Raw genomic sequence first — 24,785 nt, 5'->3', positions numbered from 1 at the left:
CCGCCCGGCGGCGCGATCCACGGGCGCTGAGCGGTCATCTTTCATCGCACGGCGTCGCAGAGAGCCGGCGTTCCCAGCTGACCCCGGGCGACGCGGGCCGGGACACAAGTGGTCCTGCCGATCGAGGACCGAGGGCCCCCGTCCGAGTCCCCCGAGGGAGCATCGCGCGGATTGTCGCGCGACTCGATGCCCGCGGACGTAGCGTGGGCGCATGGACACGTTCACTCTCCACAATGGTGTCGAGATCCCCGCCCTCGGACTCGGCGTCTTCCAGACTCCGCCCGACGAGACCCGCGCCGCCGTCGCGGCCGCGCTCGACGCGGGATACCGGCACATCGACACAGCAGCGGCCTACGGCAACGAACGCGAGGTGGGCGAGGCGATCGCCGGCCGCGACGACGTCTTCGTCGAGACGAAGGTGTGGATCAGCGACTACGGCTACGACCGGACTCTGCACGCCTTCGAGACGAGCGCGGCCAAGCTCGGCGTCGAACGGATCGACCTGCTGATCCTGCACCAGGCCCTACCCGAGGCCTTCGAGCGCACCCTCGACGCCTATCGGGCCCTCGAGACGCTGCTCGCCGACGGGCGGGTCCGGGCGATCGGGGTGAGCAACTTCATGCTCGAGCACCTCACCCGCCTGCTCGCCGAGACCGACGTCGTGCCCGCCGTCAACCAGCTGGAGGTGCACCCGTACTTCCAGCAGCGGCGCGTCGAGCGCTTTGGCTGCGAGAACGACATCCTCACCCAGGCCTGGTCGCCGCTCGGCGGCATCACCGCCTACCGCGACTCCCCGCGCCGCAGCTTCGACGACCCGGTCCTCCTCGAGCTCGGCGCCAAGTATGGCAAGACGGCGGCGCAGGTCATGCTGCGCTGGCACCTGCAGGAGGGACGCCAGGTCATCCCGAAATCGACCAGACCCGAGCGGATCGCCGAGAACATCGACGTCTTCGACTTCTCGCTCTCCGGCTCCGAGCTCGCCCGCATCGACGCCCTCGAGGCCGGAGTGCGCGGCGGACCGGAGCCCGAGGCCGTCACGCTCGCGGAGTACGGCCGCGACATCCCCGACGCCTGAGGACGACGCTCGCGACGGGAACACCGGCGCTGTCGCGGGCGTTCCCCTCCGTATGAGCGTTCCCCTCTCCATCCTCGACCTTGCCCCCATCGCCCCCGGTGAGACCGCTCGCGACAGCTTCGCCGCCTCCGTCGCCCTGGCCCAGGAGGCCGAGCGGAACGGCTACCGCCGCGTCTGGTACGCCGAGCACCACAACATGGCGAGCATCGCCTCGAGCGCGACCTCGGTGCTGATCGCCCACGTCGCCTCGCAGACGTCCAGCATCCGCCTCGGCTCCGGCGGAGTCATGCTCCCGAACCACGCTCCGCTCACCATCGCCGAGCAGTTCGGTACCCTCGAGACCCTGCACCCCGGCCGGATCGACTTGGGGCTCGGCCGCGCGCCCGGCAGTGACCAGGCCACCGTCTGCGCGCTTCGCCGCGACCCAGACTCCTCCGAGCGTTTCCCGCAGGACGTGCTCGAACTGCAGGCATTCCTCGCCGGCGAGTCCCGTATCCCCGGCGTGCGCGCGACCCCCGGCGCCGGCACCCGCGTCCCCCTCTACATCCTCGGCTCATCGCTCGTCGGCGCGCAGCTCGCCGCCGCACTCGGCCTGCCCTACGCGTTCGCCTCGCATTTCGCTCCGGATGCACTGCACCAGGCCGTCGCCGACTACCGCCGCGGCTTCCGCCCCTCCGAGCAGCTCGACGCCCCCTACGTCATCGCCGGGATGAACGCCATCGCCTCGGACACCGAAGAGGACGCGCAGGAGCAGTTCACGCAGATGAAGCGGGCCCGCCTCGTGATGCTGCTGCGCCAGAGCGCGCAGATCCCGCTTGGCCAGACCTTCGACGACGAGGAACTCGACGCCCTGCTCAGCGCCCCGATCGGCGCCCACGTCGCGAGCATGACCACCTACACCGGTGTCGGCACAGGCGACCAGGTGGCCGACTACGCTGCCGACTTCGCCCGCTCCGCCGACGCCGATGAGGTCATCGTCGCCCACGCGCCGCTGCGGACGGAGGCGCGGCTGCGCTCGGTCGCGTTGCTCGCGCAGGCGAACGCGCGCGTCGCCGCCTGACCGCGTTCACAACCGAGGCTGATCGCGTCTGTGCGCCGGACCGACCATCGGGCGAGCGACGCCCCGAGCTCGGCCGGCGAAGGGCAACGCGCCAGATCGACGCCGCGCCCCTCAGCGCGCCCCGGTCTCCCGGCGGGTGGCGGGCTCCTCCGCCAACCCCTCGTCCACCTGCTTCGCGACCGCCCGCCGTAGCGCCCGCACGTCCCTGAATCCGGAGAGGCGCGCGACCTCGGCGCGCGTGAGGGAGCGCCCCTCCGCCCGACGTGCCAGCTGCTGCCGCGCGAGCCGCACCCGCTCCGCCGTGAGCGCCACCTTCGCCGTCGTTCCGGCCTGAGCGAACACATGCCGGAGGTTGCGCGGGGAGGTCCTGACGGCCGCCGCCAGCGATTCGATATCGAAGCCGGGGTCGGCCGCTCGCGCCGCGATGACGCGCATCGCGTTGCGGTGCAGAGCGCTGGTCGAGGTCAGCAGCCAGGGGCTCGAGGTCTCGAGCGCCTGCAGCAGGAGCGCCGTCATCAGGTGTCGCACTCCCGCCGCGAAGTCCGAGAACCCGGCATCGCGCAGGCTCATGCCGGAGTTGAGGGCCGCGTTCGAGGTCGCGGCGACCGCGTCCCGGTATTCCCTCGCGGGAGCGACGAGGATCCTCCCCTGCGCCAACTCCTCGCGGGCAGCGGGCGGGAGGACCTCGAGTTCGTAGTCGAGTTCGTACCGGGCGGTCGTGGACTCCGAGGAGAGGCCGAAGCGGGTCCCGCCCGGGAGGACGGCGGCGTCTCCTGGTCCGAGCTCGGCCGGCTCGTTCCACTCGTCGGAGTCGATCGTGCACGTCCCCTCGATCTGGAGCAGCAGCAGGGCCGACTGCGATGTCCGGGCGATGGTGTAGGAGGCGGCAGTGTGCCAGAGGCGGGCCATCCGGAGGTCGGGGAGGACGATCTCGTCGGCGACCAGCCGGATTTCGGAGTCGCCGACCTCCTCGCCGCACATCTCCCGTTCGGCGAGCCAGGCCAGGGCGTCTTGTCCCCGGAGCGAGTATTTGTACCGCGGTGTCTCAGCGGGCATGCAGAAGTCCTCTCTCTCATCGTCTCGAATGACAACGAGCGATCGACAGCCGCATGGAGCAGGTGCCGTAATGAGTGTGCTTACACCCTGGCGACTCCGCTCTGTCAAATGCCGAATCCGGCAACGCCCGCCTCTTTCGGCGGCAATCGCCGGGGTAATGTGCCTGATTCGTGGAGCAATCGATGGATCGTCGGGATCACTCCTCGTGTCATCCGCGGAATGGCGGGGAGAAGGAGGGCAGCCTTGCCCAGCCGCGCCTTCTCGGAAGGGCGAGAAGAGACGGATCAAAAAGAAGAGGATCCGGCCGCTGCGGCGCGCTCTTCGATGCCGTGGCGCAATCCGTCCGACCGTCGCGGCTCGGCCGTTCTCGCACAGGCGCGGCGCAAGGCCCAGAGCCGCGGCGCTCTCCGCGAGCAGGAGCGAGAGCGCTCGTGCTCTCGGGTGGTTGCAGGAAGGGGGGCCCGGGTTGTCTCAGCCGTGCGCGAAGACAACCCGGGGCGTTCAAATCGCCTCTCGTCGGGTCGGCTCTGTTCGGGTTCCGGCCTCCTACTCGTAGAGCTCGGCGCTGCGCACAGCGTCCGGCTCATCCGCGAGAGCCGCGATGAAGTCGTTCAGCGCGGCGACAGCCTGCCGCTTGCTGCGCTGATCGGAGGCGGGTGCGGATGCAGCCATCCCTGCCGCCCGGACGAGCGCCGTGTGCGCCACGGCGACCGGATCTTCTCGACGCGACGTGGTGACGAGGTCACGCTGGCCCCGGAAGTAGCGGTAGAGGATGCCGATCGAGACGCCCGCTCGCTGCGCCACGGCAGCGGTCGTCGGCCAAGCGCCCCGGTTCTCCAACAGAAGCACCCGCGTGGCGTCCAGCATCCGGTCGACGGTCTGTTGCGCGCGCTCCTGAGTCGGAGGCGTCCGGAATGTTGTTTCGGAGTCATTCATTCCGACAGATTCTCAAGTGCAAGCTGCGAATCACCGGACGTGGCGGGATGTGGCGGTGGACTTGCGCACCTCACGCGAATACTCCGTACGATCGGCGCGTCAGCACCGCCCATCTTGTGGGATCCGCCGACCCTTCGTCCAGCCAGGCTTTCTCGGCGGGCCACGGGCGACGGAGTCCGTCGGCGCGGTGGTCGAGGTCGGCGACTGCTTCTCCCAGGAGGGCGACACCCGGGTGCCCGCGGGCCGCGACAGCGCTTCAGACCTCGTCGTCGTCCCGGCCACCACGGCGACCACGGCGACCGGCAGTGAGGCCGACACGCAGTCTTTCTGCGCGGCCGCCGCCGACCCAGCACGGTTGGGTACCGTGACCGCCCTCGGCCCGGCCGAGGACAGCGTGGCGGCGGGCGACGCAAGGATCACCTGCGGGTACAAGAGCACCCAGCGCTGAGCCCGCGCCCGCCCTCCGACTCGTCCGGGCCGGAAGCCGTGAGGCCCCGACTCGCCGGAGAGGTCGAGACGCCGAGCGACGACCTCGACCGCGACCTCGGTGAGGGAGAGGGAGTGGCGGACCGCGTAAAGACGCATGATGAGCAGCGCCTCCGCCGGCGAGGCTCCGATCTGACTGATAAGGAACCCCGTCGCCTACTGCACCTGATGATGACGCGCACTCACCGCTGCGCTGCCCAGCACTTCGAGCAGTGCAGTCCTCAGGTGCGCCAGGGACGCCGAGTCCAGCGCTTCCGGATGGGCGAAGAGGGAGTTGATCATCGACACGGCGACCAGCGGGAGCTGGTCGGGATCCCGCAGGACGACAGTCTCGCGATCCGCTACCGCGCCGGCACCGACGCGCCCCGCCATCTTGACGCCCATCCAACTCACCGGAGCCGAGGCGTGAAGACTGTAGGAGGCGTCTTTCCCCGCGAGTCCCAGCTGCCCGCGAGTGAGATCCCCGATCTGCCGGCCGTCCTCGGTCAGAACACGAAGTTGACCGCCGAGAGGGAGCAGTGCCGTTGAGCGCGAGTCCGACGTGGGGATGATCTGCGCCGCGGTGTGCCAGATGCGGATCAGGGTCATCCCCGGCGCATCGAAGACCTCGGTTCGAATCGCGAGAGGGCCGCTGGGCACAATGCGCGCCCCCCACGAGTCAAACCACCCGTGCGCCTCGCGCCCCTCGAGCGAATGGACTTCTCGCGGAATCCGGCTCTCCTTGACGGTGAGGCTCGACGCGAGTTCTGTGTGTGTCGTGATGATCCTTCCGGAGAACTCATCGTGCATGAGATCGACCCCCGATGTCACCGCTGTGAAGAGGGCGTCGATCACGGCTGTACCCGCGGACATCCGCAGGCGTGCTCCTCATGTCTCGACTGCTTATGATGGGGCAGCATTCCATGCTGGAACACTCCGTTCTGCCAACCAACCGTGCACTCGTCGATTCCTCGGATTGGTGTTTAACGCTACCCGACGGCGACGACGGGCGACATCTGACGAGTATGCAGAGGAAAGGCTGTCGGGATAAGGCGGGACGAAAGAGTTTCCCTGTCGCCAATTGTAGGATGCCGGCGCGATTATTCGTCACCTTCCCCTCTCCTTATCCCGCGGCCAGTCCAGATGTCTCCGCTCTCCCTCGGCTGATCGCTGCTGGCACGCGGCGGGATACAGCGCCTTCCGCGTTCGCGCTCCGCCTCTCGGACGAGGACGTGACGACGTTCTCGCCTCCGTCGTCCACCTCTCTGCCCGCAGAATGCTCGACATGTCCCGTCGGATCCTCGATCTGAAGCAGACGTAAGATGTGATGATGGGGCCGTCCCTGACCGAGCGCAGATGCTGCTGGACACCCTGATTACCGTCACCACCACACTGGTCGACGCATTCGACGCGATCGACCTCTTGCACGACCTCGTCGACCGGTGCTCGAACCTTCTCGACGCCGACGACGTGGGCATCGTGCTCATCGACGGGCACGGCAAACCTGTCGTGATCGCCTCGACCGACGAACGACCGCATCTCATCGACATGCTGCAGCTCCCCCCGGGCGACAGCCCCCTCGCCGAGACGATGCGCACCGGCGCGGTCGTCACCGAAGGCAGTTTCGCTGAGACAAGCGCCCGGTGGCCACACTTCGCAGAGGCTGCGCTGGACCGCGAATTCCAGTCGGCGCACTCGATCCCCCTCCGCCTCGCCGGCAGGACGATCGGAGCCCTCGGGATCTTCCGGGCGGCCGCGGGCGATCTCGACGCCTCCGAGATGTTGGCAGCGCAGACCATCGCGGATGTCGCCACCATCGCCCTTGTTCATGAGCGGACCACCCGAGTCGACACCCTGGCTCTCGAGCAGTTCCAGCACGCGCTCGACTCCCGCATCGTCATCGAGCAGGCCAAGGGGATGATCGCTCACCGCAGTGGCGTCGGTATCGAAACCGCAGGGGAGTTGCTCCGCGCGAAGGCGCGCACCCGCGGTGCCTCGACTAGCGACACCGCCCGTCTCCTCCTCGAGGACCTGATCGCCCTCTGAACAGCAGCGCCGAACGGCAGCACGGAACAGCGGCGCTGAACGGCAGCACTCGCGGTCGCCGACGAACCGGCACGGGCGCGCGGTCGCTCAGCCGAGCGCGGCGACCCGCTCGATCACTCCCTCGCCCAGCCGGGCGACGTACGCCTCCGGGTCGGGTCCGGCCGGCGCGAGCTGCACATGGTCGATCCCGAGCGCCGCATACTGCTCCATCGCCCGCACGAAGCCGTCGGGGTCGCCGATCGGATCGCCGCCGCCGGTGATGGTCCTCGTGATCGCCGCGTAGTCGCGGCCGAGCTCGTCGCAGTGCCGCTTCAGCACGTCGAGCTTGTGCGCCACGTCATCCGCGCCGGTGCCGAACAGGTTGCAGGCGTCGCCGTACTGGGCGACGAGGCGTAACGTCTTCCGCTCCCCGCCGCCGCCGATCAGGATCGGCGGGCCCGGCTGCTGGATCGGCACCGGGTGGTTCAGCGTCTCCGCCAACCGGTAGTGGGTGCCCTCGAACGGCCCGTCGTCCTCGCTCCACATCTGACGGCAGATCCGCAGTGTCTCCTCCAGCCGCTCGAATCGCTCCTTGAGCGGCGGGTACGGAACGCCGAGTCCGAGGTGCTCGCGCTCGTACCAGGCCGCCCCGATGCCCAGCATCGCCCGCCCGCCGGAGAGCACGTCGAGGGTGGTGACGATCTTCGCCAGCAGGCCCGGATGCCGATACGTCACGCCGGTGACCAGCAGCCCCAGCCGCATCCGCTCCGTCCGCCCGGCGACGAAGCCGAGCGCGGTGTAGCCCTCGAGCATCGGATCCTCGCTGGTCGCGAAGTGTTCCATCTGGAAGTAGTGGTCCATCAGCGTGAACCAGGCGCAGCCGATGTCCTCGGCCGTCCGCGCGGTCTTCGCGAGGATCGGCGCGATCCCCGGGCTCCCTCCGGGAAGGGTGAAGTTCATGAAGTGAATGCCGAGCTGCATGCGCGTCTCCTGTCGTCCCGGGATGTCCAGGAGCCAGTGTGCGCCGAGCCGCCGCTCAACACGCCGATGCACCGGCGCCCGAGCGGTGTCTCACCAGCAGACCCACGTCCGCGGGCTGGCGCCGCCCGCGCATCACTCGCTAACGCGGAAGCGGTTCCGGTCGAATCCGACGACGTCGCCGACCGCGAGCTGGCGACCGCGGCGCAGGTCGACCTCGCCGTTCACCGTCACCAACCCCTCAGCGACCGCCTCCTTGGCCTCGCCGCCCGAGAGGATCCCCGCGAGCTTCAAGAACTGCCCCAGCCGGATCGACCCTCCGCCCAGCGGGACGTCCTGTGGCGGCTCCTGAGCGTTCACGAGCGACCGATCGGAGAAAGAACGGCGGCGTCGTAGGCCATCGGCAGCTCCATCACCTGGAAGATGTCCGGCGAGTACCAGCGCTCCTTGCCCCCACGGCCGTGCGTACCCAGCGATCGAAGCCATCCGCGGCCTTCGGCATTGCGGATGAGGTTCCTGGCGCCCTGGTTCGTGATGTCGAGACGGACCTGAACGTGCCGGACCGTCACGAACGGATTGCGCACGATGATTTCCACGAGTCGAGGCAGGCTCGACCTCTCCTTGATCGCCTCCTCGTAGTAGCGCTCGCGGATCCGGATGAGCTCCTGGGAACGTGCGACCGCATCGTCCGACTGTGCACGGACCGCTCCGAGGAAGAACGTCAGCCAGCCCTCCACGTCGCCGGTCTCGCGGACGGCCTGCAAGCGCTCGTAGTACTCCTCGCGGTGGGTCTCGAAGAAGTGGGAGAGGTACAGGAGGGGCAGGGGAAGTCTCCTCCGTTCCAGGAGGAGCAGGTTGATGAGCAGACGACCGATCCGCCCGTTGCCGTCGAGAAAGGGGTGGATCGTCTCGAACTGATAATGCATGAGGCCCGCCTGGATTAAGGCAGGAAGGTGCCGTCCGTCGTCGTTCACGAAACGCTCCCAGTCGGCGAGCAGATCGCCGAGGTGAACCGGCAGAGGAGGAACGAAGGTCGCGGTCTCCGGCGTCGCGCCTGCGTGCCCGACCCAGACCGGCGACGTCCGGAACTCGCCCGGGTTCTTCTCCTCGCCTCGCACTCCTGTGAGGAGCGTCGCGTGTACGGCGAGGATCAGCCGCTGGGTGAGGGGAAGGGTCTTCGCCAGCTCGTACGCCTGGTGCGTCGCTTCGAGGTACCGGTGGACCTCGGCCGTGTCGTCGTTCCGCGAGTCCTCGTCGATTTCGGACTGGAAGACGTCCGAGAGGGACGCCTGGGTCCCCTCGATGCGGGAACTCGCCAGAGCCTCTCTCCGCAGGTAGGGCCCGACAAGTTGCCCCGGATCGGTGATGAGCGTCCCGAGGCCCTGAAGATGGCCCAGGGCCGCGTCAGCCTCCGACAGGGCCGACACCACCTCCGCGGAGAGATCGAGGGCGCGGGGCAGATGCTTCGGCAGGTAGTACGTGAACGCCCACTTGTTCCCTGGTTCCCGAGTCGGGCTCCCGAAGGGCGAGTCGGCGAAATGATGCTGATCCATGAATCGACGCTACAACAGACCGAGGCCTGGAGTTGGAATTCGGGCGGACCGACCTAACCCAGTTGGAACGTCGGCGTCGCCCTCCAACTCAGCCCCCTGATCGTGGGAGCGTCAGACCGCCGGGATGTCGGCGAAGCGGGAGAAGTGGCCGTGGAAGCCGACCGTCACCGTTCGGGTCGGGCCGTTGCGGTGCTTCGCGACGATGAGGTCGGCCTCGCCCGCACGCGGGTTGTCCTTCTCGTAGGCGCTCTCGCGGTGCAGGAGGATCACCATGTCGGCGTCCTGCTCGATCGAGCCCGACTCGCGCAGGTCCGAGATCGCGGGGAGCTTGTCGGCGCGCTGCTCGGGGCCACGGTTCAACTGCGAGAGGGCGATGACCGGCACCTGCAGCTCCTTGGCGAGCAGCTTGAGCGCACGCGAGAACTCCGAGACCTCCTGCTGGCGACTCTCGACCTTCTTCCCCGAGGTCATCAGCTGGAGGTAATCAATGACGACCATCTTGAGGCCGACGCGCTGCTTGAGCCGGCGGCACTTCGCGCGGATCTCCACCAATGTCATGTTGGGCGAGTCGTCGATGTACAGGGGCGCGTCGTTGATCCGGCCGCGGGTGGAGGCGATGGTCGTCCAGTCGCGCTGGTCGACCGTGCCCTTACGCATGTGCTGCAAAGGCACCGAGGCCTCGGCCGAGAGCAGGCGCATCGCGATCTCGCTGCGCCCCATCTCGAGCGAGAAAAAGATTGTGGCCATGTCGTGCTTGATCGCGGCGGCGCGGGCGAAGTCGAGCGCGAGCGTTGACTTACCGAGCGCGGGTCGCGCGGCGACGATGATCATCTGCCCGGGGTGGAAGCCGTTGGTCAGGTCGTCGAGGTCGGCGAAGCCGGTGGGCACACCCGTGAAGGCACCGTCCTTGTGCGCGGCCGCCTCGATCTCATCAATTGCCACTGTTACCGCGTCGGTCAGCGGGACGTAGTCCTCCGCCGTCTCGGACCCGGTGACGTTGTAAATCTCGGCCTGCGCCGAGTTGACGAGATCGAGCACCTCACCCTCGCCCTGGTAGCCCATCTGCGCGATTCGGGTGCCCGCCTCGACGAGACGGCGCAGCAGTGCCCGCTCGGCGACGATGGAAGCGTAGTAGCCCGCGTTCGCGGCGGTCGGCACCATCGAGGTGAGCGTGTGCAGGTAGTCGGCGCCGCCGGCCCGCTGGAGTTCGCCCTGCTTGGTGAGTTCGTCGGTCACCGCGATGACGTCGGTCGGCTCACCGTGCGAGTAGAGGGCGAGGATCGCGTCGAACACGATTTCGTGCTTGGGGATGTAGAAGTCCGTGCCCTTGACGCTCTCGACGACGTCGGCGACCGCGTCCTTCGAGAGCAGCATTCCGCCGAGAGCCGATTGCTCGGCGAGAAGGTCGTGCGGAGGAGTGCGCTCGTTGCCGCGGGACTCGCCGCGTCCGTCGCGTCCGTCCGAGCCGGGTACCGCCAGGTGCGCGATCGTCATGCCTTCGCCTCCTCCTGTCGGTGCTGCGCGTCCGGATGAACGGGTGTCGGCTCCGGTCTACCAGCGACCTCCGACAGCGGCGCACGGGCGCCTGCGCGCACCCCTCGCGGGGCGCTGCGCAACCCTACGGACCGCTAGCCGCGGCATGCAAACCGCCCTGTGGAGGGAGCTGTGCAGAACCGAGGAGAAACGCCGTGCCCGCTGTGGGCAACATGTGCACAACCCTGTGGAAATCAACGCTTTCGGGAAGTATTTTCTTGCCTCTGACCAGTCTTTTCCTGCTTTCCACGGCTGTGTGGAGAAAAGAGTCTCAAGACCACCGTGAAGGTTGGTCCCGCCGGAGGGTGTATGTGGATGGAGCTGTGGACAACAGGAACGACGGAGGGCGGTGCGGGAGGACCCGTGAGTCCTCTCGCACCGCCCTCCGCGGCGTTCTCGCGGCCTTACTTGGCCGCGACCACCTGCAGCTTCACGGTGGCCTGGATGTCGTCGCGCAGACGCACCACGGCCTCGTGCTCGCCGACGTGCTTGATCGCGTTCGCGATCACGATCTTGCGCTTGTCGAGCTCACCGAATCCAGCCGCTGCCACCGCGTTCGCGATGTCGGAGGTCTTCACCGAGCCGAACAGACGGCCGTCCTTGCCGGCCTTGACCGTCAGCTTCACGCGGTTGGCCTCGAGGACCTGCTTGGTGTGCTGAGCCTCTTCGATGGTCTTGTGCTCACGAGCGGCTCGCGCCGACTTGATCTGCTCGACCTGCTTCTCGCCACCGCGAGTCCACGCGACGCCGAAGCCCTGGGGGATGAGGTAGTTGCGGGCGAACCCGTTCTTCACGTCGACGACATCGCCAGCGGAGCCGAGCCCGTCGACCTCGTGGGTCAGGATGACCTTGGACATACCGTTACCTACCTTCCGCTGCCGGCGTAGGGCAGGAGCGCCATCTCGCGGGCGTTCTTGACGGCACGGGCGATGAGGCGCTGCTCCTGAACGGAGACGCCGGTGATACGACGGGCGCGGATCTTCCCGCGCTCCGAGATGAACTTGCGGAGGGTCGCGACGTCCTTGTAGTCGATGACACCCACGCGGACCGACTTCGCGGGGGCCGCGTTCTTCGCGCCCTTGCCGCGGATCGGCTTGCGGCGGTCGCCGCTGCTCTTTCCAGCCATAGTGGTTTCCTTAGATTCTGGTTCGCCCCTGGTCCGCCGCGAGTGATCGCGGTGCGGGGGAGGCGTGATTCAGGTGAGGAGAGCGTTCGAGCCGAGGCTCAGAACGGCGTCTCATCGTTGTAGCTGCCGGGCGTGCTCCACACGTCGCCACCAGCGGGAGCGCTGGGCGCCCACGGCTCCTCGGCCTGGCCACCACGGTTGCCGCCCGCAGTGCCGGAGCCCCCCTGGTTGCCGCCGCCGAAGCCGCCCTGGCCGCCGCCGATCTGACCGCCATTGCCCTGGCCGCCACCGGCCTGGCCGCGTCCGCCTCCACCGGAGGCGCGCGTGACCTGCGCGGTCGCGTAGCGCAGCGAGGGCCCGATCTCGTCGATCTCGAGCTCGATGCTGGTGCGCTTCTCGCCTTCCTTCGTCTCGTAGGAGCGCTGCTTCAAGCGGCCGGTCGCGACGACACGGCTCCCCTTGGTCAGCGTTCCCGCGACGTTCTCGGCGAACTCGCGCCAGACGGAGGCACGGAGGAACAGCGCTTCGCCGTCCTTCCAGTCGTTCGCCTGACGGTCGAAGGTGCGCGGCGTGGAGGCGATGGTGAAGTTCGCGACCGCGAGCCCGCCCTGCGTGTAGCGCAGCTCGGGGTCGGCGGTGAGGTTCCCTACCACGGTGATGATCGTCTCGCCAGCCATGAGCGCTATGCCTTGGGAGCGGCCGAGGCCTTGGCCGCCTTGCGGGCGGCCTTCTCGTCGGCGAGCTTCGCGGCAGCCGCGACCTGAGCGATGCCCTCTTCGGCCCGCAGCACCTTGGTGCGCATGACGGCCTCGGACAGCTTCAGCTGACGGTCGAGTTCGTTCGCGGCGGCGGAGGTCGACGTGAAGTCGACGACGGCGTAAATGCCCTCGGACTTCTTGTTAATCTCGTACGCCAGACGACGGCGGCCCCAGACATCGACCTTGTCGACGGATCCACCATCGGTGCGGATGACGTTGAGGAACTTGTCGAGACTCGGAGCGACGGTGCGCTCATCAATCTCGGGGTCCAGGATGACCATGATTTCGTACTGATGCGTCACTAACCCACCTCCTTCGGACTGAACGGCCACGGTATTTCCGTGACAGGAGGGTATGTAGCATCTGCCCACTCCCGCGGACGCGAGTGCGTCTGGTCGTGGACAACCTGAGCAGACTACTACCAGGACCGCCACGACGCGCCGGGCCGATCACGGGCCGAGGCTTCTGCGCCTCAGCGCGACGCCCACCATTCGCGGAGCCGCTGCGTCGCGGCCTCCTCGCCGAGCGGGCCCTCCTCCAGCCGCAGCTCGAGCAGGAACCGGTACGCCTGACCCACCTCGGGTCCCGGAGCCAGGCCAAGGATCTCCATGATCCGCGTGCCATCGAGATCGGGCCGCTTCGAGGCCAGCTCCTCCTTCTCGGCGAGCTCCGCGATCCGCGCCTCGAGATCGTCGTAGGCGTGCGCGAGCCGCTCGGCCTTCCGGCGGTTGCGTGTGGTCACGTCGGCGCGAGTGAGGATATGCAGCCGATCGAGCAGGGGTCCCGCGTCAGTGACGTAACGGCGCACCGCGGAATCGGTCCACGCGCCGTCCGTGTACCCGAAGAACCGCAGGTGCAGCTCGATCAGCCGAGCGACCTCCTTCGTCGTCTGGTTGTCGAACTTGAGCGCGCGCATCCGCTTCACCGTGAGCTTGGCGCCGACCAGGTCGTGGTGGTGGAAGCTCACTGCGCCGCCGGCCTCGAGACGCCGGGTGGCCGGCTTGCCGACATCGTGCAGGAGTGCCGCGAGCCGCAGTACGACGTCCGGAGCGGCGCCCGGGTTCCGCGACTGCTCCAGCGAGATCGCCTGCTCCAGCACGGTGAGGCTATGGGTGTAGACATCCTTGTGGTGGTGGTGTTCGTCCTGTTCCAGGCGCAGAGCGGGCAGCTCCGGGAGAAAGTAACCGGCCAAACCGGTGTCGACCAGCAGCTCCAGGCCGGCGCGCGGCGAGGATGTCGCGAGGAGCTTGCGCAGCTCCTCCTGCACACGCTCCGCCGAGACGTCCCGGATCCGGCCGGCGAGTTCCGCCATCGCCCACTCCACCTCGTCGGTGGTGCGGAAGCCGAGCTGCGAGGTAAAGCGCGCCCCGCGGAGCATTCGGAGCGGGTCGTCGCCGAAGGAGAGGTCGGCGGGGGAAGGGGTGCGCAGCCGCTCGGCGAGCAGATCCTCGACACCTCCGGACGGGTCAACCAGGACCACCTCGGGGAGCCGCAACGCCATCGCGTTCACCGTGAAGTCGCGCCGCACGAGATCTCCCTCGAGCGACTCGCCGAACTCGACATCGGGCTTGCGGCTCACACCGTCGTAGCTGTCGCTGCGATAGGTCGTGATCTCGACCGTCTCTCCCGATACTCGCGCACCGATCGTGCCGAACGCCCGACCGATGTCCCAGTGCGTCTCGGCGATCGGAGCGACGATCCGCAGGATCTCGTCGGGACGAGCGGAGGTGGTGAAATCCAGGTCGTGCACGCCGTGTCCGAGGAAGGCGTCGCGCACCGGTCCCCCGACGAGGGCCAGCTCGTGCCCCTCAGCCGAGAACGCCTCCGCCAGCCGCGCCACGGTCGGTGTCTCCGCGAGAGTGCGGAGGGTCTCGAGAGCGGTCTGGACGCTGTGCATTCGCACGATCCTAGTCGTGGCAAGTGTCGCGACCTCCGATAACCATGTCATACGGTTACCGATCAGCACTGGGCACTCCCGGGGGCGCGCCGCCTGCCCTAAGGGGGCCTGCCCGTAGAATCACCCTCATGGAGGCCGAGTGAGACCGATGCATCGGCGCGACCTCTCCCTCCGCTCGCTGGCGGCGTTCCTCCTCCGTTCCGCAGGTGCCGCCGCCCTCGCGATCGGCCTGTCCGGCGTCGCCTCTCCCGCGCTCGCAGCCCCGAACGTCTCGACCGCCGTCACTGCGCCCGCCTTCGGCAGGGTCACCACGACGGCCGGAGTCGGCCAGGACGGACTCCTGCGTCCCGGTCAGGACCTCCAGCTCTCGATCGCCGTACGTAACAGCACCACCGAGGCGATCGACGGCGCCGACGTGAGCGTCGCTCTCTCCTACGCCACCCTCGATACCCGCGCAGAGCTGCACGCCTGGCTCGACGCCGAGGCCGACAACGACACCGACACCGTCCAGGCGGGCGCACAGCTCGGCCTTCCGCCCTCGAGCACCGCCGAGGCCAACGTCACCGTTCCGGTCGATCAAATCCCCTTCTCGAACGACCGCACTGCTCTCGGCACTCACGCCGTCCTCGTCACTGTCACCGGTCCAGGCGGTGTCGTCTCGACAGCCCGCACGGCCGTAGAACTCACCGACGCCACGGCCCCGGAACGCGAGACCGGCGTCAGCGCCCTGGTCCCGCTCACCGTCCCGGACACCGCCGACGGCCTGCTGTCGGCCGAGACGCTCGCTGACTACACGAACAGCACGGGAACCTTGACCCGCCAGCTCGACGAGATCACCGGAAAAGGTGTGACGATCGGGGTCGACCCGCGCATCCTTGCCTCGATCCGCATCCTCGGCCGCTCCGCTCCGACGTCGGCCCTCGACTGGCTTAACCGCCTGCAGTCCGCGCCGAACGAGCGATTCGCCCTGCCCTACGCCGATGCCGACGTCTCAGCACAGGCGCAGGCAGGCCTCGCGACACTCCTCTCACCCGTCTCCTTCGCGTACGCGATCGACAACAGGCGGTTCGCCGCAGCGCCCGGCACCGCTACTCCCTCCCCCACCACCGCGGCCGGCGCCGACCAGCCCGCCGAGGACCTGCCTGCGCGACCGAGCGCCGAGTCGCTGATCGCCTCCGACTGGAGCACCTCGCTCGGGAACGTCGCCTGGCCAGACGAGGGCACCCTCCGCGGATCCGACCTCGACGTCTACGCGGCCAGCGGAGTGAACCGGACCGTCGTTCCCTCCGACGCACTCCTGCTACCGGAGGACATCACCACGACCTCTCGGGCGAGCGTCGGCGCCTCCGACCTCGTTGTGGCCGACTCCCGGCTGACTGAGGCCTTCGATGCGGCCGCGACCGCCGCGGATGACACCGAGTGGCGCGCTCACCTGTCCGTCATCGCCACCGATCTCGCCGAGGTGCACAAGGAGGGCAAGGCACCGGGGGTGGTGCTCACCCTCGGCCGCGACTCCGCGATCGGTGCCGATCGCCTGTCAGAGACCCTTGACGCGATCGACTCGCTGCCGTGGTCGCGCGCGAGCACCCTCGCCTCGGCCCTCGCCGTCCCCGCCACCCAGGGCGCGAGCATCATTGATTCGCCCGAGTCGGCGCTCCGGATCGACCAGGTCCGCGACCTGCTCGGCTCCGGCTCCGAGGTCGAGTCGTTCTCGTCGGTGCTGCAAGAGCCTGAGCTGCTGGCCGGCAAGAGCCGCAACGACGTGCTCGCGCTGCTCTCCGTGAGCTGGCGCGGCGACGGTAGCGGCTGGCGCGACGCCGTGACTAAGGCTCGCGAGCACGCCGACACCACGCTCTCGCTGGTCTCCATCGACGCGACCGACAGCATCCTGCAGGTTTCCCGCGACTCCAGCATCCCCGTCTATGTCCGCAACCAGCTCCCGTGGCCCGTCGCTGTCCGAATCCAGGCCTCCACCTCGAACGCCGTCCTCGACATCGATGAGGGCGCCATCGAGACCACCGCGATCGACGCCCGTTCGCAGGGTCGCGTCCTCATTCCGGTGAAGGCCCGCGTCGGCAACGGCGAGACGAACCTCGGCCTGCAGCTCACCTCGGCCGAGGGCGTTCCGATCGGCACTCCGACCGGGATGACGACCAGCGTTCGCGCCGACTGGGAGACCGTCGGCACCCTCGTCATCGGGATCGTGCTCGTCGTCGTGTTCGGGCTCGGCATCATCCGCAACATCCGCCGTCGCCGCCGAGGCGACCCCCCAGAGGACGAGGAGGACCCGAACGCCGTGCTCGCGGTCCAACCCGGCTTCGACGACCAGCGATCGGACCAGCGTGGCTAGCTTCTCCCTCGGACGCGCGAGCGCCGTCCTCGCTTCCGGCACGATCGTCTCGCGGATCCTCGGCTTCGTGATGTCGATCGTGTTGGCGAACACCATTGGAGCCGCGGTCGCACCGAGCGCGGACGCCTTCACCACCGCGAACCTGCTGCCGAACACGATTTATTCGATCATCGCCGGCGGTGCGCTCAACGCTGTGCTCGTCCCGCAGATCGTCCGAGCGGGACTGGACGCGGACGGCGGTCGCGGATACATCAACCGACTGCTCACTCTGGCACTCGGACTCTTGCTGGTGACCACGGTCGCGGCGACCCTGCTCGCGCCCCTGCTCGCGCGCCTCTACGCACCCGGCTACCTGCCGGAGCAGTACCAGCTGGCCGTCGCCTTCGCCTTCTGGTGCCTGCCGCAGGTCTTCTTTTACGGCCTTTTCACGATCCTCGGCGAGGTTCTCAACGCTCGCGGTTCATTCGGCCCCTTCACCTGGGCGCCCGTGCTGAACAATGTGGTCGTGATCGCCGGGCTCCTGGTGTTCATGCTGCTGTTCGGCGCCGATCCGGAGGGGAACCGGCCGGTCGAATCGTGGACCCCGGCAATGGTCGCTCTGCTCGCCGGCAGCGCGACGCTCGGCATCGTCGTCCAGTCGCTCTTCCTGATGCTCTTCTGGCGGAGGGTCGGCCTCAGCTACCGGCCGGACTTCCGCTTCCGCGGCGTCGATCTCGGCACGGCCGGGCGGATGTCGCTGTGGTCGTTCGCCACGGTGCTGCTGACGATCGGTGCCGGAATCGTGGAGAGCCAGGTGTCCTCCACCGTCACCGGTCAGGGACCGTCGGCCGCGGCGCTGCAGAAGGCCTGGCTGATCTTCATGCTCCCGCACTCGGTCATCACCATCTCGATCGCCATGGCGTACTTCACCAAAATGAGCGGTCACACCGCCCGGGACGAAATGAAGGAGTTCCGCTCCGACGTCTCCACGTCGCTCCGGCTCGTTCTGATGATGGTGGTCTTCGCCGCCGCAGCGATCATCGTCGTCGCCGTGCCGTTCGGCTCCGTCTTCACCGACTCGTTCGCCGATGCGCAGGCCATCGGTGCGATCGCCACGGCCTACGTGGTCGCCCTCCCGCTGTTCTCTTCGATCGCCATCATGCAGCGTGCCTTCTACGCCCTGAGCGACGGAGCGCGTCCGTTCCTGTTCACGCTGGTGCAGATCGTCGTGGCGGTAGCGGGCTACCTGGCGGTGTTGCGTCTCCCCGCCGACAGAGTGGCGATCGGCATCGCCGCAGCTACCTCGCTCAGCATCTGCGTGCAGGCCGGGGTGGCGGCGCTGTTGCTGCGACGTCGGCTCGGCGGCACGGGAGGTAGGCGGATTCTGGTCAGGCTCGTGCAGTTCGCCGTCGCCGCAGGGCCCTCCGCGGCTGTCGGCTACGGCGTCCTCGTCGCTCTCGGAGGGACGCGGCCGGGCGGTTTCGCCGTTTCGAACTACGTCGAACCGCTCCTCTCGATGGCGATGATCGGTACCGCGATGGCACTGGTGTACTTCGCGATCCTGTGGTTCCTGCGGGTACCGGAGTTACGTGCTCTGCTCGCACCGGTCCTCCGACGCCTGGGCCGCTGACTCTTCTCGCGATATATCCTGGTCAACCCCGGTTTTTGAGCGCAGCCTCCCCGGGAGCTGACAGGGTGGCCGCCGCCCTCAGCCCCGCGGAATAGCGCCAGCCTAGGATGTGTTGTAGCCACGGAGCCGCGGAACAAATTCGAGCGATCGGCTTCCGGTGCTCGGCCTTCGCCCCACCCGTCACCGCTCATACAGACCACGAGGAGTTGCCGTGCGCGACATCGTCATCATCGGATCCGGCCCTGCCGGCTGGACCGCCGCCGTCTACGCGGCGCGCGCCGACCTGCACCCGGTGGTCGTGGCCTCGTCGGTCGAGATCGGCGGCGATCTGATGAACACCACCGACGTCGAGAACTTCCCCGGCTTCCCCGATGGCATCCTGGGCCCCGAGTTAATGACCGCAATGCAGGCGCAGGCCGAGAAGTTCGGGGCCGAGACCTTCTACGACGACGTCACCTCCCTCGACCTCGAGGGCGAAGTGAAGACCATTCACCTCGGCTCTGGCGAGAGTATCGAGGCGAAGACCGTCGTCGTCGCGACCGGCTCGGCCTATCGCAAGCTCGGGCTCCACGACGAGGACCGCCTCTCGGGGCACGGTGTCTCCTGGTGTGCGACCTGCGATGGTTTCTTCTTCAAGGGGAAGACCATCGCGGTGGTCGGCGGAGGCGACTCCGCGATGGAGGAAGCGACCTTCCTCACCAAGCATGCCGCGAAGGTCTACATCATCCACCGCAAGAGTTCGCTTCGTGCGTCGAAGGTCATGCAGAAGCGCGCCTTCGACAACGACAAGATCGAGTTCATGTGGAACGCCGAAGTGACCGGGATCTCCGGTGAGAGTCATGTCAACGGCGTGAAGCTTCGCGACACCGTCGACGGCACCGAGTCGCACCTCGACCTCGACGGACTCTTCATTGCGATCGGCAACGACCCGCGCACGCACATCGTTCACGGCAAGCTCGACCTCACCACCGAGGGCACTATCTCGGTGGTCGGCCGCTCCTCCCAGACCTCCGTTTCCGGCGTCTTCGCCGCCGGTGACGTGATCGACCCGACCTACCGTCAGGCCGTCACCGCCGCCGCATCCGGAACGGTTGCCGCCCTCGACGCGGAGCACTACCTCGCCTCGCTCGCCGATGGCATCGCCCACACCGATGGCTCACCCCGGGCCGAGCTCATCACCCGCTGACCGTTCCGTCAGCGCACACCGGAGCCGGCTGCCGCCGACTCGTGAAGGAGAAAACACCATGTCCACCGCGAAGAGCGTCACCGACGCATCGTTCCAGTCCGACGTCCTGGACTCCGAGAAGACCGTCCTGGTCGACTTCTGGGCCGAGTGGTGCGGCCCGTGCCGCATGGTCGGGCCGATCCTCGACCAGATCTCGGCCGAGCACGGCGACAAGATCGAGATCGTCAAGCTGAACGTCGACGAGAACCCGCAGACGGCGGCGAAGTACCAGATCACGTCGATCCCGGCGATGAAGGTCTACCAGAAGGGCGAGGTCGTCAAGACCGTCATCGGCGCCAAGCCGAAGCCCGCCCTCGAGGCCGATCTCGCCGCATTCCTCTGATTCAGCGTTTCTGACCGTCCCGTGCGGTCGGTGGAGAACCCCCGTCACACTGCGGCGGGGGTTTTCCGTATCCCCACTCCTGTTTCACGTAAAACGGGGAGGGCCACGATCCAGACGGTGGCGCCCGACGGCCGCGGCATAGAACAGGAGCGGCCGGTACTGTGGACCCACTTGGCTCCGGCCTCGGGAACCCTGTCCACCGATCGAAGCGGAACAACCATCGTGACCAACCGCGGCACCAACCTCGACCCCTGGTACAACTCCTACGCGGAGCGCACGGCCGGTCTGGCCGCCAGTGAGGTCCGAGCCCTGTTCGCCGTTGCCTCACGCCCAGAAGTGGTCTCGCTCGCCGGCGGCATGCCCTTCGTCTCCGCACTCCCCCAGGACCTCGTCACGGGAGCACTCGAGACGGTGATGCGCGAGCAGGGGTCGGTCGCGCTCCAGTACGGCTCCGGGCAGGGCGTCCCGGTCCTTCGCGAGCAGATCTTGGACGTCATGGCCCTCGAGGGGATCTCCGCCAGCGCGGACGATGTCGTGGTCACCACGGGGTCGCAGCATGCTCTGGAGCTCGTCTCCAAGCTGTTCCTCGACCCCGGTGATGTCGTCCTCTCCGAAGGCCCCAGTTACGTCACGGCAATGGTCATCTTTCGCTCGTACCAGGCCGAGGTCGAGCACGTCCCGATGGATGAGCACGGCCTGATCCCCGCGGCGCTGCGGGAACACATCGCCAGAGTCCGGGCTACCGGCAAGACGATCAAGTTCCTCTACACGATCCCCACCTTCCATAACCCGGCCGGAGTGACCCTGAGCTGGGAACGCCGGGTCGAGATTCTCGAGATCTGTACCTCCGAGGGCATCCTCGTTCTCGAGGACAACCCGTACGGGCTTCTCTACTTCGAGGATGTACCGCCGAAGGCGATGCGATCGCTCGAGGAGGACGGCGTCATCTATCTCGGCACGTTCTCAAAGACCCTCGCGCCCGGATTCCGGGTTGGTTGGGCCCTCGCGCCACATGCGATCCGCGAGCGACTGATCCTCGCCAACGAAGCGGCCGTGCTCAGCCCGTCGTCGTTCAGTCAGCTGGTCATCTCCCAGTACTTGAAGACCGCCGATTGGAGGGCGCAGATCGACACCTTCCGCGACGTCTACCGCGAGCGCAAGGAAGCCATGCTCCGGGGACTACAGACCCACCTCCCCGACCTGCGCTGGACGAACCCGAACGGTGGGTTCTACGTCTGGGTCACCTTGCCCGACGATCTCGACTCGAAGGCGATGCTCCCGAGAGCAGTGAAGGAACTGGTCGCTTACACGCCGGGCACCGCCTTTTACGGCAACGGGGACGGCCGGCAGAACCTGCGCCTGTCGTTCTGCTATCCGACTCCAGAACGGATCGGCGACGGGATCCGGCGGCTCGCGACCGTGATCAACGGTGAACTCGATTTGCTGTCGACCTTCGCCGGGACGGGCCGACTCGACAGCGCCGAGACGAGCAGACGCGATGCGGTGCTGCCGCCCAACATTTCCTGACGCCGCTCCTACGCCAAGAAAGACCTGGTCATGACTGATTTCTCTGTACTCGACCGTACCCTCGACATCGTCGTGATCAGTGGCGGGATCAGCCACGAACGCGACGTCTCACTCCGCTCCGGCCGACGGGTGGCCGGACGTCTGTCCGCGATGGGCCACCGCGTCACCCTGCATGAGCCCGACGCGAACCTCCTGAGGACGCTTCTGCACACGAGGCCGGACGTGGTGTGGCCGGCTGTGCACGGAGCCAGTGGCGAAGACGGGGCGCTCCTCGGACTCCTTGAGGCCGCGGGCTTCCCCTATGTCGGATCGCGGACGGATGCCGCGCGACTTGCCTGGTTCAAACCCACCGCGAAGACGCTCGTCGCCCGGGCCGGCTTGTTGACTCCGCGCTCGGTGACCCTCCCCCGCGACGCATTCCGTGAGCTCGGCGCTGCCGGCATCCTGGAGCAGGTCGAGGCGCACCTCCTCGGTCCGCTGGTGGTGAAGCCTGCGCAGGGCGGATCTGCGCAGGGCGTCAGCATCGTCTCGGAGTCATCGCAGCTGCCCCGGGCGATGGTCGAGGCCTACACCTACGGCGATGTGGTCCTGATCGAGCAGCAGATCCTCGGCACCGAAGTGTCGGTGGGAATTCTCGACCTCGGGGACGGCCCGTTCGCTCTCCCTCCCGTCGAGATTGCTCCCGTCGACGGTCGCTACACCTTCGAGGCTCGATACAACGCGGGGGAGACCCACTTCTACACACCGGCGCGCATCACGTCAGACGTGGCCGACGAGGTCTCTCGCGTCGCCGTCGCCATCCACGAACTCCTCGGGCTCCGGCATCTCTCTCGTCTTGACTTCATCCTCGACGAGTCCGGCTCCCCCTGGTTTTTTGACGCCAACGTCCTCCCCGGCATGACAGAGACCTCTCTGGTACCCCAGGCCATCGAGGCTTCCGGCAGGTACCTCGGCGACGTGTACTCGACCCTCGCCCAGCTCGCAGCCGCCTCATAGACCGTTTCATGTGAAACGGCGCTCGTACCCGCAGGGATTGTCCACTCACTGTCCCGGGCTCAGTGGCGGCTGTGCGGCCCCTTCGGACGTCGTTACCGGCTGCTGTCGATCACATAGCCGCCGTAGCGGCGTATCGAGACTCCGGGTATTCGAGACAGCAGACCCCGCCGTCGCGAATACAGGATCGACCACCGAGCCCCACCGCGCAGGCGGACACGAGCGACCAGCACATGTTTCTGCGGTCGCACCGTCCGACTAGTCGACCACCAATGAGCGGGGGGACCGTTCGCCTGCGTTTCATGTGAAACGCCCTACGGCGCGAGCGATACCTCGGACGGTTCACCAATCTCCGCGAGGATCCGATTGAGATCCTGGATCGTCGCGAAGTCAATGACCATTTGACCCTTGCGGGCGCCCAGAGTCACCTTCACTCGGGTGTTGAGCCGATCACCGAGGTGATCCGCGATGGATGCGAGGTGACCCGAGTGCCCACCCTGGTCCTCCGCCCCGGATCGTGTAGTCGTCCGTGGTGCCTTCATCTGCGCGGCCACCGCTTCCGCAGCTCGGACCGACAGATCCTCCTTGACGATCTTGTCGGCGAGCCGCCGCATCAGCTCGACATCATTGAGCGACAGGACTGCTCGAGCGTGCCCAGCCGTGAGCACGCCGGCCGCCACTCGCGCCTGCACATCATCGGGCAGCCGCAGGAGCCGCAGAGTATTCGAGATCTGCGGTCGGGACCGCCCGAGCCGAGTAGCGAGTGCCTCCTGGGTGATACCGAAGTCGGTCAAGAGCTGCTGGTACGCGGACGCTTCCTCCAGCGGATTCAGGTCGGCCCGGTGCAGGTTCTCGAGGAGCGCGTCCCGCAGCATGTTCTCGTCTGCGGTGTCTTTGACCACAGCCGGAATGGTCGCGAGGCCCGCTGCTTGGGACGCACGGAAGCGGCGCTCGCCCATGACGAGTTCATACTTCGCCTTCCCGCGCACAGTGGTCGGACGGACGACGATCGGCTGAAGGACGCCGAACTCCCGAATACTGTGCACCAGTTCGGCAAGGTCGTCCTCGTCGAACACGGACCGTGGCTGGGCAGTATTCGGCACAATGTCGGCCAGGGGGAGTCGTGCCAGTCGCGCGCCGGGGACCTCGAGCAGCTCCTCGGCCCGCGCCGAATCGCCGACCTGATCGGGGAAGAAGACGTCGACCGGGCGCGACCGTGAATCGTCACTGATCGGGATCAGCGAGCCGATCCCCCGGCCCAGTCCTGTGCGCTTGGTTGCCATCAGCGTGCCTCTCCTTCAGGTGCCGTCTCGGGAGTCCTCGCTGCGCCTCGACGTGCGATCTCGGCCGCCGCCTCCAAATACGCCAACGAGCCCGACGACTGCGGGTCATAACTGATCACGCTCTGGCCGTAACTCGGCGCCTCAGAGATGCGGACGTTGCGCGGGATGACTGCCCGCAGCACCTCCTTCGGAAAGTGCTCCCGGACATCCGCCGCGACCTGCTGCGAGAGATTCGTGCGGCCGTCGTACATCGTCAGCAGGATCGTCGAGACTCCGAGGTTCGGGTTGAGGTGCCGCTCGATGAGGTCGATGTTCTTCAGCAGCTGACTAAGCCCCTCGAGGGCGTAGTACTCGCACTGAATCGGGATGAGCACCTCGCGGGCGGCGACGAAGGCATTGATCGTCAGCAGCCCGAGGGACGGTGGGCAGTCGATGAAGACGTAGTCGAATGGCTCGTCCATCCCGTCCAGCATCCGATCGAGCGCTCGGCGGAGCCGCTGCTCGCGGGCCACGAGGGAGACCAGCTCGATCTCTGCGCCGGCCAGGTGGATCGTGGCCGGGACGCCGTACAGAGACGCGAACTCCGGACTTTTTTGTACGACGTCGGCCAGGGGAGTGTCGTTGACGATGACGTCGTAGACGCTCGCGGTGTCTGCGCGGTGCTCGATACCCAGAGCGGTCGACGCGTTCCCCTGCGGGTCGAGGTCGATGACGAGAACCTTCGCCTCACCGCGAGCCAGGCCGGCCGCGAGATTCACCGTCGTCGTCGTCTTACCGACCCCACCCTTCTGATTCGAGATGGTGATCACCCTCGTCGACTCTGGCTTGGGCAGAGGCTGGGCGTTCAGCAGTGCTCGTCGTCGCGTCATATCGGCGATCTCTCGGGCAAGCGGAGTCGAGGAGTCGAAGCCTCCGGATAGACCGGCGGAATCGGATTGTTTCACATGAAACCTTCGCTCAGCGAGTGGGATGGGCAGCAACACCGACAGGTCG

At 67.5% G+C, this 24,785-nt stretch carries 24 protein-coding genes; 10 read left to right on the top strand and 14 right to left on the bottom strand.

Annotated features, from left to right (window positions below; translation table 11 throughout):
- The first annotated feature begins 211 nt into the window (after positions 1-211).
- Together C1O28_RS13775 and C1O28_RS13770 are read left to right on the top strand one after the other, a co-directional pair.
- On the top strand, positions 212-1,075 hold the full coding sequence (locus C1O28_RS13775; protein ID WP_097166752.1) for an aldo/keto reductase: 864 nt from the start codon (positions 212-214) through the stop codon (positions 1,073-1,075).
- Between the two features lie 52 nt (positions 1,076-1,127).
- Positions 1,128-2,135: an LLM class flavin-dependent oxidoreductase gene (locus C1O28_RS13770; RefSeq protein WP_097166751.1), complete on the top strand. Its 1,008-nt coding sequence runs from the start codon at positions 1,128-1,130 to the stop codon at positions 2,133-2,135.
- Between the two features lie 111 nt (positions 2,136-2,246).
- Here the strand turns inward: C1O28_RS13770 and C1O28_RS13765 are convergent, their stop codons facing one another.
- Both C1O28_RS13765 and C1O28_RS13760 read right to left on the bottom strand, forming a co-directional pair.
- Positions 2,247-3,191, bottom strand: a complete 945-nt coding sequence (locus tag C1O28_RS13765) for a helix-turn-helix domain-containing protein (RefSeq protein ID WP_097166750.1) — start codon at positions 3,189-3,191, stop codon at positions 2,247-2,249.
- Positions 3,192-3,737: 546 nt separating this feature from the next.
- Entirely contained in the window at positions 3,738-4,127 is a 390-nt protein-coding gene (locus C1O28_RS13760) for a TetR/AcrR family transcriptional regulator (protein WP_097166749.1), read from the bottom strand.
- 187 nt (positions 4,128-4,314) lie between these two features.
- On the opposite strand from C1O28_RS13760, the gene C1O28_RS13755 reads away from it, so the two are divergent.
- A complete protein-coding gene (locus C1O28_RS13755) occupies positions 4,315-4,575 on the top strand; it encodes a hypothetical protein (protein WP_097166748.1) in 261 nt (86 codons plus the stop codon).
- A gap of 194 nt (positions 4,576-4,769) precedes the next feature.
- On the opposite strand, the gene C1O28_RS13750 is transcribed toward C1O28_RS13755, so the two are convergent.
- A complete protein-coding gene (locus tag C1O28_RS13750; protein WP_097166747.1) occupies positions 4,770-5,465 on the bottom strand; it encodes a hypothetical protein in 696 nt (231 codons plus the stop codon).
- A gap of 483 nt (positions 5,466-5,948) precedes the next feature.
- Between C1O28_RS13750 and C1O28_RS13745 the strand changes: the two genes are divergently transcribed.
- Complete coding sequence (locus tag C1O28_RS13745) at positions 5,949-6,638, top strand: GAF and ANTAR domain-containing protein (RefSeq protein WP_097166746.1); 690 nt, start codon at positions 5,949-5,951, stop codon at positions 6,636-6,638.
- 87 nt (positions 6,639-6,725) lie between these two features.
- Here C1O28_RS13745 and C1O28_RS13740 read toward each other — a convergent pair whose 3' ends face one another.
- From C1O28_RS13740 to C1O28_RS13700, 9 genes are all read right to left on the bottom strand, one after another.
- A complete protein-coding gene (locus C1O28_RS13740; RefSeq protein ID WP_097166745.1) occupies positions 6,726-7,598 on the bottom strand; it encodes an LLM class F420-dependent oxidoreductase in 873 nt (290 codons plus the stop codon).
- 132 nt (positions 7,599-7,730) lie between these two features.
- On the bottom strand, positions 7,731-7,955 hold the full coding sequence (locus tag C1O28_RS15335) for an RNA-binding S4 domain-containing protein (RefSeq protein WP_165770570.1): 225 nt from the start codon (positions 7,953-7,955) through the stop codon (positions 7,731-7,733).
- Positions 7,952-9,148: a Fic family protein gene (locus C1O28_RS13730; RefSeq protein ID WP_097166744.1), complete on the bottom strand. Its 1,197-nt coding sequence runs from the start codon at positions 9,146-9,148 to the stop codon at positions 7,952-7,954. The genes C1O28_RS15335 and C1O28_RS13730 overlap by 4 nt, the downstream gene beginning before the upstream one ends.
- Before the next feature lie 111 nt (positions 9,149-9,259).
- Positions 9,260-10,642: a replicative DNA helicase gene (gene dnaB / locus C1O28_RS13725; RefSeq protein WP_097166743.1), complete on the bottom strand. Its 1,383-nt coding sequence runs from the start codon at positions 10,640-10,642 to the stop codon at positions 9,260-9,262.
- A gap of 443 nt (positions 10,643-11,085) precedes the next feature.
- The gene (rplI, locus tag C1O28_RS13720; RefSeq protein ID WP_068256710.1) at positions 11,086-11,538 is read right to left on the bottom strand and encodes a 50S ribosomal protein L9; all 453 of its coding nucleotides are present in this window, start codon (positions 11,536-11,538) and stop codon (positions 11,086-11,088) included.
- Between the two features lie 8 nt (positions 11,539-11,546).
- The gene (rpsR, locus tag C1O28_RS13715; protein ID WP_055784551.1) at positions 11,547-11,807 is read right to left on the bottom strand and encodes a 30S ribosomal protein S18; all 261 of its coding nucleotides are present in this window, start codon (positions 11,805-11,807) and stop codon (positions 11,547-11,549) included.
- Positions 11,808-11,905: 98 nt separating this feature from the next.
- A complete protein-coding gene (locus C1O28_RS13710; protein WP_097166742.1) occupies positions 11,906-12,484 on the bottom strand; it encodes a single-stranded DNA-binding protein in 579 nt (192 codons plus the stop codon).
- Positions 12,485-12,489: 5 nt separating this feature from the next.
- On the bottom strand, positions 12,490-12,867 hold the full coding sequence (rpsF, locus tag C1O28_RS13705; RefSeq protein ID WP_097166741.1) for a 30S ribosomal protein S6: 378 nt from the start codon (positions 12,865-12,867) through the stop codon (positions 12,490-12,492).
- 170 nt (positions 12,868-13,037) lie between these two features.
- Positions 13,038-14,462 carry a CCA tRNA nucleotidyltransferase gene (locus C1O28_RS13700; protein ID WP_097166740.1) on the bottom strand — a complete coding sequence of 475 codons (1,425 nt, stop codon included), beginning with the start codon at positions 14,460-14,462 and terminating at the stop codon, positions 13,038-13,040.
- A gap of 148 nt (positions 14,463-14,610) precedes the next feature.
- Between C1O28_RS13700 and C1O28_RS13695 the strand changes: the two genes are divergently transcribed.
- The 6 genes from C1O28_RS13695 to C1O28_RS13670 all read left to right on the top strand — a co-directional run bounded on the left by C1O28_RS13695 (position 14,611) and on the right by C1O28_RS13670 (position 22,512).
- Complete coding sequence (locus C1O28_RS13695) at positions 14,611-16,812, top strand: DUF6049 family protein (RefSeq protein WP_097166739.1); 2,202 nt, start codon at positions 14,611-14,613, stop codon at positions 16,810-16,812.
- On the top strand, positions 16,805-18,421 hold the full coding sequence (gene murJ / locus C1O28_RS13690) for a murein biosynthesis integral membrane protein MurJ (protein WP_097166738.1): 1,617 nt from the start codon (positions 16,805-16,807) through the stop codon (positions 18,419-18,421). Before C1O28_RS13695 ends, murJ begins: the two co-directional genes overlap by 8 nt.
- A gap of 211 nt (positions 18,422-18,632) precedes the next feature.
- The gene (gene trxB, locus C1O28_RS13685; protein ID WP_097166737.1) at positions 18,633-19,607 is read left to right on the top strand and encodes a thioredoxin-disulfide reductase; all 975 of its coding nucleotides are present in this window, start codon (positions 18,633-18,635) and stop codon (positions 19,605-19,607) included.
- Positions 19,608-19,665: 58 nt separating this feature from the next.
- Positions 19,666-19,989 carry a thioredoxin gene (gene trxA / locus C1O28_RS13680; RefSeq protein ID WP_097166736.1) on the top strand — a complete coding sequence of 108 codons (324 nt, stop codon included), beginning with the start codon at positions 19,666-19,668 and terminating at the stop codon, positions 19,987-19,989.
- A gap of 219 nt (positions 19,990-20,208) precedes the next feature.
- Positions 20,209-21,516, top strand: coding sequence for an aminotransferase-like domain-containing protein (locus C1O28_RS13675; protein WP_474091845.1), 1,308 nt, complete (start codon positions 20,209-20,211; stop codon positions 21,514-21,516).
- Positions 21,517-21,546: 30 nt separating this feature from the next.
- Positions 21,547-22,512, top strand: coding sequence for a D-alanine--D-alanine ligase family protein (locus tag C1O28_RS13670; protein WP_097166734.1), 966 nt, complete (start codon positions 21,547-21,549; stop codon positions 22,510-22,512).
- Between the two features lie 311 nt (positions 22,513-22,823).
- Here C1O28_RS13670 and C1O28_RS13665 read toward each other — a convergent pair whose 3' ends face one another.
- Positions 22,824-23,792 carry a ParB/RepB/Spo0J family partition protein gene (locus C1O28_RS13665; protein WP_097166733.1) on the bottom strand — a complete coding sequence of 323 codons (969 nt, stop codon included), beginning with the start codon at positions 23,790-23,792 and terminating at the stop codon, positions 22,824-22,826.
- Positions 23,792-24,661, bottom strand: coding sequence for a ParA family protein (locus C1O28_RS13660; protein WP_097166732.1), 870 nt, complete (start codon positions 24,659-24,661; stop codon positions 23,792-23,794). Before C1O28_RS13660 ends, C1O28_RS13665 begins: the two co-directional genes overlap by 1 nt.
- Between the last annotated feature and the right edge of the window lie 124 nt (positions 24,662-24,785).

The organism is Rathayibacter rathayi, from assembly GCF_004011095.1.
Lineage (GTDB): Bacteria > Actinomycetota > Actinomycetes > Actinomycetales > Microbacteriaceae > Rathayibacter > Rathayibacter rathayi.
This window is presented reverse-complemented; position numbering and strand designations above follow the sequence as displayed.